This is a genomic window from Okeania sp. SIO2C9, assembly GCF_010672455.1.
In the GTDB taxonomy this organism is placed as follows: Bacteria; Cyanobacteriota; Cyanobacteriia; order Cyanobacteriales; family Microcoleaceae; genus Okeania.
This window is the reverse complement of the sequence record NZ_JAAHGO010000034.1, coordinates 45,758-56,663: the sequence shown is the minus strand read 5'-3', so window position 1 is coordinate 56,663 and position 10,906 is coordinate 45,758. Positions and strand designations below refer to the sequence as shown.

Genomic DNA, 10,906 nt, shown 5'->3' with positions numbered 1-10,906 from the left:
ACAGGACCACAGATAGCAGTAGGCGACACAGCCAACTTTGAATATGTAGTCACCAACACCGGAGACACAGCATTAGGTAATGTCACAGTCACCGACGACCAAGGTGTAGAAGTCACATTCCAAGGTGGAGACACTAACAACAATAACTTATTAGACACAGACGAAACCTGGACTTACACAGGCAGCACCACAGTTACCGAAGGTCAATATACCAACATCGGTAGTGTGACAGGCAACCCAGTAGATGAAAATGGTAATCCACTCACAGACATCGATGGTAACGACCTACCAGATGTCACCGACAATGACCCCAGTAACCATATCGGTGTAGTGCCAGCATCTGGTTTAGGAGACTTCGTGTTCGAGGACACCAACGCCAACGGTATCCAAGATTCAGGGGAGCAGGGCATCGACGGTGTAGAAGTGAAACTGTTAGCTGACAACGACAACGATGGTGAAATTGATGATCTCGTTGCAACTGCTATCACTGGTGATGATCCCAACACTCTTGAGATTGAGCAAGGTTACTACGAATTCACAGGTCTGACACCAGGTGACTACAAAGTCATGTTCACTCAGCCCACAGGGTTTGATGGGGTCAGTCCGTTCCAAGAAGGTGACAATACAACTGTTGATTCAGATGCTGGCCCCGGCTTAATATCTGATGTGGTCAATCTAGAGCCTGGTGAATTTGACCAAACCATTGATGCAGGGTTCTTCAACGATGCCCCAGAACCTAACATAATCGACGGTACCAGTGGTATGGACATGATTACAGGAACTCCTGATCGAGATATCATCACTGGCTTTGAGGGCATGGATATGATTACCGGAGGTGGTGGAAATGACGACTTTGTCTACACCTCAACTTGGGATCAATTAGATTATGTCCAAGACTTCCAGACTGGTAGCGATCGCCTGGTATTCACTGACCTATTGCAGAATGGAACTGACTTCTCTGGAGGAGACCCTCTTGCTCAAGGCTATTTGATATCCACAGAGTACGGTCCATATGGAACCTTAATCCAGGTTGATCCTGATGGGTCAGCTGGTCCAGGATTTGCTGAAAATATGGTCTTCCTGACTGGAGTTTCAAGCTCGAACGACAACGCATTCAACCCAACCACAGACCTCTTAATTTAAGTAGACCACAGTATGGAAGTTCCATGGAACTTCCCTACAAGGGTTGTGGTTTTGACTGTATAGTTCACCCAGATGAAAAGCGCTATAGGCAATTAAATTAATTGTCTTACGGCAAAAGTAGATACCTGTATTGATGTCTCTAGTGCAATTAGTTCAGTCGCAACCTAGCAATAGGAGAATGACTAGCTTCAGTTGAGTAACCATTAAGGGTGGAGTTTGCACTTTAATCCTCAACTGTTCCCAACTACATAATCTTGCAAGTAAATGTGAGTATCCTAGAAAACATAAGTCCTGTTCCAAACTAAGATGTAGTTTGCTGCAATCACATCTGTGCATCTGTGAAATAGAAACCTTTGTTAATTTGTCCCTAATTTTTTGAATTAATTCAATGACCATGTTTAACCTTTTTTCTAGTTCCAAGTCCATTTTTAGTCGTTGTTCCTGGTTGACTGTTAGCAGCCTCAGTTTAGTAAGTTTCGGAAGTATAGCTGTTAGTCCAGCTCAAGCCCTGATTAATAGAAGTTTTGAAAATGGCTTCAATGGTTGGGATACCGCAGGAGATGTCAGTATTCAACGTGCTTTCCAAGGGTTTGCCCCAACAGATGGTTCTTCCCAGGCTTTGTTAACCACTGCAACAACCTTCAGATTTGACGATATACTTGGAAACCTAGATGCCTATAACTTCTCAGGAAATTCCGCTGTTGATGCCCGTTCCGATACCGCCTTACTGCAAAACTTTCTGGGTTTATCTAACGATGCCCTAAACTTTACTGGAGCATTTAATTTTCCACATGATTCTAAGGAAGGATCTGCAATCAAACAATCCATCTCTTCGACAACTGATTTTGAAATTAGTTTTGATTGGAGTTTTCTGACCAACGATGGAGCGCCCCTTTTTCCAGGCGATCCTAGAGATACTGCCTTCGTTACCCTATATAACGTTACAAGTCCCGAAGAAAACCGAGGGATAGAGGTGCTTGCTCAAAGCTTACCCATCACCAATGGATTTATGGGATTCCCTGCCCCTGGAACACTAGATGGAACCAATTTTTTCCAGAGTTCTGGGGTTTCCAGATTTAACTCAGGAACTCTGGCTGCTGGTGACTACATCTTGGGTATCGGAGTTTATGACGTAGATGGAACTGATAAGACCTCTGCTTTGCTAGTCGATAATGTTAGAGTAGAATCTTCTGATGATCCACAACCTGTTCCTGAACCACTGAGTAATCTAGGATTAGTGGCTGTTGGTGCTTGTATTGCTTGTTATAAAAAGCGTCAGCAAAATACTCAAACTTCTAAACAATAACAATTGTTTTACCCATCAACGATCAATAACCCTATTATCATAACGGTAATCGAATTTTTCGATCTCAAGTAGAGTTAATTGGTTAAGAAAAAATGGAGGTGAATACACATATGACTCCATTCAAGTCGAACCTCAAGGACAATTTTTTGTCGAAGGCGATCAAGTAATTGTAGATGTAAAAGTCAGTGAAAATAGAACTCTTAGTATTCAGGGGCAAATCGATTGGTCTCGAACTGGCTGCACTACAAGTGTATATCGTTGGACTTTACAGAGAGAGTTTTAGCCCACTTTATATGAGCAGTAAAGTTTTTAGACTACTGCAGGGTGGCGGAAATAACTGACCAGTTACAAAATTCTAAAACAATTACAAATCAAAAATGATTGACTGTCAGATGTGCGTCTTACATTCCGGAGGGGCTGTGTGCGGAATTACTTCCGCACAGTAGGCGCCTCGTAGGAAACCTCGCCAATTAGCACTTGCTTTTAAATGCATGACTTTTAACTTCCCAGTAGCGGCACTAGAGACGAGGACTTTATGTAGAAATAATATTACTTATGTTCTGGATGAGCTGGTGTATTTGCTCCCATCTTATTTATCTGAGCAATCATTTGATATAATCTACCAGTATCTTTCTGATTGAAGGACATAACTAAACGAGGAAGATGAGCTGTTTCATCTCCCAACTCTTCTGGTAAAATTTTACTTTTTTCAATTTTTCCTATAGTCAAAATATCACTATATTCTTGATTCAAATAATTCACATCCCCTTCTGAAAGTTCTGAATTCAGACGAATCACAAACTTTTCTCCCACATAACGACTCGAATGATAAATTCTGTAAAAGTTAGCGATCGCTTGACAAGCATCTTCTAAGTCATCTGTAATAGTATATAAGCTAGGGTCTTCTGGACTAATCAAACCACGCCGAAGCAGTTGTTTATGAATAAAATCGTTCCAGTCATGCCAATAGTTTCCACCAGGACAATCTATTAAAACTAGAGGTGCCGGGCCATATTTACCTGTTTGTGTTAATGTTAAACTTTCAAATGCTTCATCTAAAGTGCCAAAACCACCGGGAAATAAAGCTAAAGCATCACTTTCTCTGAGGAAAAATAACTTACGAGTAAAAAAGTATTTAAAGTTAATTAATTTTTGTTCTCTTTCAATAAAAGGATTTGATTCTTTCTCAAAAGGTAACTGAATATTTAAGCCGAAAGATTTTTCTGCCCCAGCACCTTCATTGCCAGCTTGCATTATTCCGCCTCCACCACCTGTCATGACCATAAAACCTTGCTGAGTAATGCGACGGGCAAAGTTTACGGCCATTTGATATTCTGGAGCTTCTGGGGATGTTCGTGCAGAACCGAATATCGTAATTTTGCGAATATGGCGATAGGGATAAAAAACCTCAAATCCTTTTTCCATATCCTGTAGAGAAGCTGCTAATATCTTCCAATCTAATCGGTCTAGCTCCTGTGATGCCATACTGACAATGGTAGAGAGCGATCGCTTAATCCATTTCTCATGTTTTAGGGTCGGCAAATTTTTGACTAACTTAGTCACTTCTGCCTCAATAGACTCAACTGCTGTTTTCTGAAAATCTGAGGCCATTAACTTTTTCCAAATACTTAATAACTTTAATTTTTACTGGAATTTTTTAGTTGATGGTTTTTTCATTTTTCCCAGTTAATCGTATTTTATCTCGTGACATCTCCCACACGCTCGCTGACGCTATAGTGTAGGCTTCTCGTTTCGTAGTCCTGCCATTGCATCGGACAAGCGCGTGCTTTAAGGACGGGATGCCCCGCCGCCCTATTTTTTATATTTATTGCTGCATTTAAGTCGCGGTCTATGACGATACCGCAGTGTGGGCAAGAATGAGTTCGTATGTTTAATTCTTTGGGGACTTTTTCACCGCAATTCGAGCAATCTTGGCTGGTATTTTGAGGGTTCACTGCTATAGTTTCCACCTCCAGCATTTCCGGCTTTGACAGTCAAAATAGACAGGAATTGTCCCCCAAATCGCATCGTTAATTGATTTACTCAAACGGGTCAATGCTTGCCCTTTTATGTTTAAGTTTGCCTCCGGCACGCCGCTCCGCGTCTACATGGGCAATAACATCCGATGAGTGATAACAATTCATTGGCTGTTTTGAAGTTAAAATCTTTACGTTTATCGGCAACCTTTTTATGTTGTTTGGCTACAGCTAGAAGAGCCTTTAACCACCTTTTGCTACCTTTTTTCTTTCGAGATAAACGTTTTTGCAAAGTCTTTAATCCCTTCTGATATGAGCGATAATATTGAGGTATTGGAAGCGATTCTCCAACACTAGTTACTAAGAATTCCTTCAGTCCCATATCAATTCCCAGAGTATTTTTTAATGTAGGTTCAACTTTAGTTGTCAAAGCTGGAACTGATTTTTCTTCTAGGGATAAAGTCACATAATAACCATCAGCTTTACGGCTAATCGTCACAGTTTTAATTATAAATCCTTCTGGTATTGGACGATGCTGAATTAACTTTACTTTTCCAATTTTGGGTAAGTTTATTTTATTTCCTTCAATGCAGTCAAGTTTGATTTGAGGATAAGTAAAACTGCGATAACGTCCAATTCCATTAAACCTGGGTTTTCCTAATTTCTGCCCATTTTTGTCTGCCTTAAACCATCTATCAAAAGCAAGTTTTACCCGTTTTATGCAATCTTGGCATACCTGAGAATGAATCAGTTTGTACTCAGGAAACTTGTCTTTAGTATTGACCAAATCTCGTTTTTGAGAGTAATAATTTGGATTATCTCTTAGTTGAGGAATTGGCATGCACCTTGGGGCAAGCGTTAACTGGACAACGGTTTTCTGACCACCATGAGAACCTTTCACCCAACCGATAGTTGTACTGCTGAGGCAACAATTCCAACCACAATTCTATTGTGGCTATTTGATATGAGTTGGGCCTCAATTTATATTGGTAGGCAGTCCGCATGGTGGAAATTTTCTGGGGTTATTGCAATATCATAATACAAGTTTTTCAACTAGAGCGAAGGTTTTTGCTGAGATAGCATGCAAATTGAATGGGCATCGAACCCATTCAATTTGCTGCCGATTCATCTCACACCAAATCTGCATATTATAGTGTGAGGCTTCTCAGCGATTCAGCTAAAACCTTAGTATTAAATTGGGGCTTTCTATTTATAAATAAAAATACAAAATTTCCGAGACCACTGAGAATCTCGGCTAAGTCATAAAATAGGTTTATTCTACCTTACTTGCTTGAGAACTAGGACTGTAGAAAGAAAACAGTTTTATTATGTTAGATTAGTTGACTAGAAACCTGACAGAGCATTATTCTCTCAATGAGAATATAACTGAGAATTACTTTCTACTTTTAAGGATAAACATATCTCAGTTTAGATCGTTTTTCCTGTTGTTCTAGAGATACTTAATCAAATGTTTAGTATATCTTAATTAGTTCTAAACATTTATAAACATAAACAGTTTTCTACAACTTTCTACATATCTGTTTCAAAAGTTCTCAATTATTCTCCAGGTACTTTTCTACAGTGTTAGCCAATGTAGTTTTAGGAACAGCTCCAACCACCATATCAACTCTTTGGCCTCCCTTAAAAATCATCAAGGTAGGAATACTGCGAATTCCATACTGACTTGCTACATTAGGATTTTCGTCCGTATTTACTTTAACTACTTTTATTTGTCCTTCGTATTGCCCTGCAATTTCTTCAACTACAGGAGCCACCATCCGGCATGGCCCGCACCAAGGTGCCCAGAAATCTACTAAAACTGGAACTTGACTTTCAAGCACTTCTTGCTTGAAACTGCTATCGGTGACTGGTGTTGCTGCTGTCATTCTTTACTAATCCTTAAATATGAATCTTTAATAGTATGGCGTAGGATTCTTGCTTCTTGCAGATTGCCTCTTGACTAGATTTAACTTGGTACCAAAGAAACCCTAGAATTTCTCCCAAGTATCAGCCAGGATGGCTTCACAAGCGTTTCAGACTTGGTTGCTAGTCCAAGACACGGTCTGTCTGGCCGCCAAAGTATGCCTATTTACTAGGCTTAATGCAACTCAAATTTTTTTTATACAGTTCATCAGTTGCCAGTTACGTCTGTTTGAAAACACCTTTATTATAATTTGGTATTTTTTGATTTTAGCAAGTTCACTTTTCCCAGAAAACACCAAATTTATTATTAGTTTAAGTGTTTTGGGAAAAATTTAAGATAAAATCCTGAAAAATATGGTAGGTTTTGATTCTACCAATGTATCTATAAAGAGTATAGTATAGACTGGTATCAAGGTTAACAAACTATCATATAACATTTAATTAAAGTCTTCTCTAAGTACAATGGAACTTTAGTTAGTTAAGTCCACCATACAATCTTAAATCACTAGCTTTGTTAATAGTTCATAAAAATATAGTCAAATATGACATATTCTTCGGAACGCAGGTGTTACCCTGACGCTCGTTTTAGCGTAGCTCCTCCGTTTGCGCAGCATGACCTAGGAAAGGAGGCACTACAACACCACGCCAGTTGCTTTAAGTCGGGAGACTCGAAGGGGGCACTGGCTTCTCTATCCCATGGTCAAAGACAAGAGGGAGCTGCTTTTTTCATTATGTTTAGATAAGCATTAACATCAGCTTTAATTAATCCAATGCTTGCAGTACGATTGCATTACTCTTTTTCCTGAAAAGGTGACTTGATTGTTCTGACCTTTCTTGTACACAGGAATCAAATCATTATCTATAAAGCTCGCTTTTGAGGTTTAAGATTCTTCTGTAAGAATTACATCTATACCCTACCATCTTGGCTTTATAATATAACATTTATATTAACTTATTATAGGAGACAGATACAAAATTTTGATTATTTCTTTTCCCTAAATTTATCTTCTGCTTCCACTCTTCATTGTGCCCAATTATCAAAGTTCCTATTTTTTGATTAATCAGAGTATTAATAATTAAACGGGATGATTTATGGAGATAATCCTTGATTTTAAATTCTCTTTTTAACATAAGCTTTTTCAGTTTCTTACTTGATTGATTTTCCTGGAGTTGAGACTGTAGAAAGCTCCTCACTTTATTATAGTATTGATTGATAGATTTTAATGGTCTGCCATTTATCACTCTTGGGTTTTATTCCGGCGCTTATTAAAAGTTAATTTAGCTAGATTGTTTAATCCTATATCAATGCTGGCGCAACGATTTTTTTCTAGCTCGTATTGTTTTTCTGTCGCTTCATAAATGACCTCTATTACATAATGGTTAATTCTGGGGACGAGACGAACTTGTTTAATTTGTGAAGTAGGTACTAATGTTTTTAGATAAATTCCTGTTTTACTTAGATTAATAATTCCTTGTTTTAATTGCCTCTTGCTAATGCCTTGTGTTGTATAAACTACAATATTTATTCCCGTTATTTTATTTTTATATCTAGGAAAGGAATACGAGGACAAGCATTAAACTTTGATGGATTCTGTTTATAAACTTCGTTTGCTGCTAAAAAGCTTTTCGGTGTTTCTATCTAGTATCATCAATATTTGTTGAGATACTTTAGCTGGCATTGCTTGATAGTCTGCTTGAGTAGAGAGTGTTTTTTGTAGGTCATAGTAAGATAGATTTGTCTTTTCAAATATCCAAGACTAACGAACTAAATAATTACCATGAGTTTAAGAGATTTTTAGACAAGAAACATAGTCTGTCAATTTCAGCATAAAACCGATGATTTTTTTGAATAATATGCCTCTCTACTAATTTCATCAATCCAGGAGTTAAAATTATATTAGGATTCGAGCAGTTCGGAATTTTGATGACTATTTAGTCTGGAACTCTCAGCAAATTTGATTATACTATCAACAGATGGTCAAGATTTATTAAATTTTGTCAAATATTTAGTAGCTCTTTTGTACAAACCAACGAAAATATTTGACAGAATTTGACTATATATGACTATATTTATGTATAACTTTTATTATACTTTCTTTTATATCTTCTTCTGTGTCAAGTAGTATATAGAAAAATTAAAATACAAAGCGCGGAATCTTTTTTTCAAGTTAAGTTTTTCCCTATTCTCAAAAATTCTAGATATCTATCCATAACTTTAACTTTATCAAGTCGCAAATAACTAACTAAGCAAACAAGTCACTATATTTATTTGTACCGTACTTGATTTGCACGATAAATTTTATAAACAATTAAGCAATTAACTGAGTAGCTTACGCCGAATCTGTGATACCCTAATCACTATCAAAAAAAATTTGATCAAAATAACATGGGTCGTGCAACCCCGCCTTTTAAGGCGATCAGGTTTTTGGAGCGGGGCTTAAATCCCCTACTTCCCCTCCAGGGACGAGGTTAGGGGTGGGTTAACTTCTGTACGTCGCCAATCCGACGGCTCCCCTATCTGACTTCTGACTTCTGACGCGCGTTAACTGATCGAGCCTTAAGTGGCCATAAGGAACCGCCCAAACTAAAAAAGCTCGGGCGGAGTGTGGTGTGAGGAGTGAACGGAAACATGCATCTCCGCTATTTCTATTGTGACATTTCTTTTCAGATAATTCCAGGGTAATTTGTAAATTTCAAAACTGTTTCACAAATTTTGTCCAGGGTACTGAGATATCTTAAGTCATTGACATACTCTCCAGCGGTCAGCCACGGAGATTATCCTAAAACCAGGATTCTTGGTTTGCGCTCCGCAAAGCTAGGCCAACAACGAGTCTACTTAAACTAATTACCATCGGTAAATCTACTTGCCCATACCTAATTGTTGGGCTTTTTGATAGACTTTACCCTCAGTCAACAATGAAGGAGCAATAACAACTTCAACCTGCTGCATTTCTTTCAAATCCTTAGCTCCCAAAGTGCCCATGCTAGTTTTGAGAGCGCCCAATAAATTATGTGTACCATCATCCAATAATGCTGGACCACGCAGAATTTGTTTGATAGTGCCAGTAGTACCTACCCTGATCCGAGTGCCTCGTGGCAAAACGGGACTAGGAGTAGCCATACCCCAATGATAGTCACGTCCAGGTGCTTCTGCGGCCCTAGCTATAGGCGAACCAATCATCACCCCATCAGCGCCACAAGCAATACATTTACAAATATCTCCGCCAGTAATTAAGCCCCCGTCCGCAATAACTGGGACATAATTTCCTGTTTCTTGGTAATAATCATTTCGTGCTGCTGCGCAGTCAGCTACAGCAGTAGCTTGGGGAACTCCGACACCTAAAACACCACGAGATGTACAGGCAGCACCAGGACCAATACCTACTAGCACCCCTGCTGCCCCTACTTTCATTAAATTTAAGGCCACTTCATAAGTAACACAGTTACCTAAAACCACAGGTATAGGCATTTCTTGACAAAGCTTAAACAAATCGAGGTTTTCCACTGACTCTGGTGAAAGAAATGCAGTTGAAACAACTGTTGCCTGGACAAAAAATAAGTCTGCACCAGCATCAGCGACTACTTTTCCATATTTGAGTGCTCCCGCAGGTGTTAAGCTTACTGCTGCAATGCCACCTTGGCTTTTTATTTCCTTAATTCTCTGAGAAATTAATTCCGGTTGAATTGGAGCAGCATAAAGTTCTTGCATTAAACCCACAAATTCATCTTTACCCACAGAGCTAATTTTTTCTAATATTGGCGCTGGGTCAGCATAGCGAGTTTGAATCCCTTCTAAGTTGAGAACTCCCATCGCTCCTAACTCAGATAATAGAACGGCCATTTTGACATCAATTACTCCATCCATTGCGCTGGCAATAATGGGAATTTCTCTTTCAATGCCGCCGATACTCCATCTAGTGTCTGCTAAAGTTGGATCGAGTGTTCGTCCCCCAGGAACTAGGGCAATTTCATCGATTCCGTAAGCTCTGCGAGCTGTTTTTCCACGTCCAATAAATATATCCACTGCTTTTACCTATTCCCAAGACCATTTTAGTTAGAGTATCAAATTTAGAGGAGTATTGGTCAGGAGTTAGGAGTTAGGAGTCAGTAAGAATAGCTTATATATCTATATATCATTTAGTTAAAGTCAAACTCTGTTTTTAGTAGTTAGAGCCAAACTCTGTTTTTAGTCAAATCGACATTTCTAGGTAAAGTATTTTCAGCAGGGAAGTTATTTGTAGCATTATTTTTTCTATTTCATTAGGACTTACGCAGATACGCTATATATAGTACTTGTAACTATTGTCCAATAGTTACTAGACTCTATACATAGTGTCTTTGAAGTCCTGTTCATATTATTTGCCACATTCCGTAGGTCAATTTATAACGTTAAAAGTAGTATAAAAATCCCTGTATTGGCAGGTATTGATACTGAATAAATTATCTTCATTGACCTTTCTCCAAAGTCAAATTATCCGGAAAATATTCAGCATAAATACTCAATTATTCCTAAGCATTCAGCGGTCAGCTATCAGCTACCAGCTTTATTACCTTTAGT

Annotated in this window: 11 protein-coding genes; 3 read left to right on the top strand and 8 right to left on the bottom strand. The window is 38.6% G+C overall.

The genetic code is table 11. From position 1 onward, the window contains the following. The 3 genes from F6K23_RS23570 to F6K23_RS42065 all read left to right on the top strand — a co-directional run. Positions 1–1,143, top strand: a 1,143-nt coding sequence (locus F6K23_RS23570) for an SdrD B-like domain-containing protein (RefSeq protein WP_293160323.1), incomplete at its 5' end; no start/stop codon positions are given. Between the two features lie 388 nt (positions 1,144–1,531). Continuing rightward, on the top strand, positions 1,532–2,449 hold the full coding sequence (locus F6K23_RS23565; RefSeq protein ID WP_293160321.1) for a hypothetical protein: 918 nt from the start codon (positions 1,532–1,534) through the stop codon (positions 2,447–2,449). 61 nt (positions 2,450–2,510) lie between these two features. Next, positions 2,511–2,732 carry an IMS domain-containing protein gene (locus F6K23_RS42065; RefSeq protein ID WP_367267797.1) on the top strand — a complete coding sequence of 74 codons (222 nt, stop codon included), beginning with the start codon at positions 2,511–2,513 and terminating at the stop codon, positions 2,730–2,732. A gap of 266 nt (positions 2,733–2,998) precedes the next feature. Here the strand turns inward: F6K23_RS42065 and F6K23_RS23560 are convergent, their stop codons facing one another. The 8 genes from F6K23_RS23560 to F6K23_RS23525 form a co-directional block, all read right to left on the bottom strand. Continuing rightward, a complete protein-coding gene (locus tag F6K23_RS23560; protein ID WP_293160319.1) occupies positions 2,999–4,060 on the bottom strand; it encodes an LOG family protein in 1,062 nt (353 codons plus the stop codon). Positions 4,061–4,146: 86 nt separating this feature from the next. Next, the gene (locus F6K23_RS23555) at positions 4,147–4,428 is read right to left on the bottom strand and encodes a zinc ribbon domain-containing protein (protein ID WP_367267794.1); all 282 of its coding nucleotides are present in this window, start codon (positions 4,426–4,428) and stop codon (positions 4,147–4,149) included. Positions 4,429–4,522: 94 nt separating this feature from the next. Next, the gene (locus F6K23_RS23550; RefSeq protein ID WP_293160317.1) at positions 4,523–5,326 is read right to left on the bottom strand and encodes a transposase; all 804 of its coding nucleotides are present in this window, start codon (positions 5,324–5,326) and stop codon (positions 4,523–4,525) included. Continuing rightward, positions 5,241–5,429: a helix-turn-helix domain-containing protein gene (locus tag F6K23_RS23545; RefSeq protein WP_293160315.1), complete on the bottom strand. Its 189-nt coding sequence runs from the start codon at positions 5,427–5,429 to the stop codon at positions 5,241–5,243. The genes F6K23_RS23550 and F6K23_RS23545 overlap by 86 nt, the downstream gene beginning before the upstream one ends. 549 nt (positions 5,430–5,978) lie before the next feature. Next, on the bottom strand, positions 5,979–6,311 hold the full coding sequence (trxA, locus tag F6K23_RS23540) for a thioredoxin (protein ID WP_293160313.1): 333 nt from the start codon (positions 6,309–6,311) through the stop codon (positions 5,979–5,981). A gap of 979 nt (positions 6,312–7,290) precedes the next feature. After that, positions 7,291–7,542, bottom strand: coding sequence for an IS200/IS605 family accessory protein TnpB-related protein (locus F6K23_RS23535; RefSeq protein WP_293160357.1), 252 nt, complete (start codon positions 7,540–7,542; stop codon positions 7,291–7,293). 44 nt (positions 7,543–7,586) lie between these two features. After that, positions 7,587–7,919: a hypothetical protein gene (locus F6K23_RS23530; protein ID WP_293160312.1), complete on the bottom strand. Its 333-nt coding sequence runs from the start codon at positions 7,917–7,919 to the stop codon at positions 7,587–7,589. A gap of 1,289 nt (positions 7,920–9,208) precedes the next feature. Next, positions 9,209–10,372 (bottom strand): GuaB3 family IMP dehydrogenase-related protein, encoded by a 1,164-nt coding sequence (locus F6K23_RS23525; protein ID WP_293160310.1) that lies wholly within the window; start codon positions 10,370–10,372, stop codon positions 9,209–9,211. Positions 10,373–10,906: the final 534 nt, after the last annotated feature.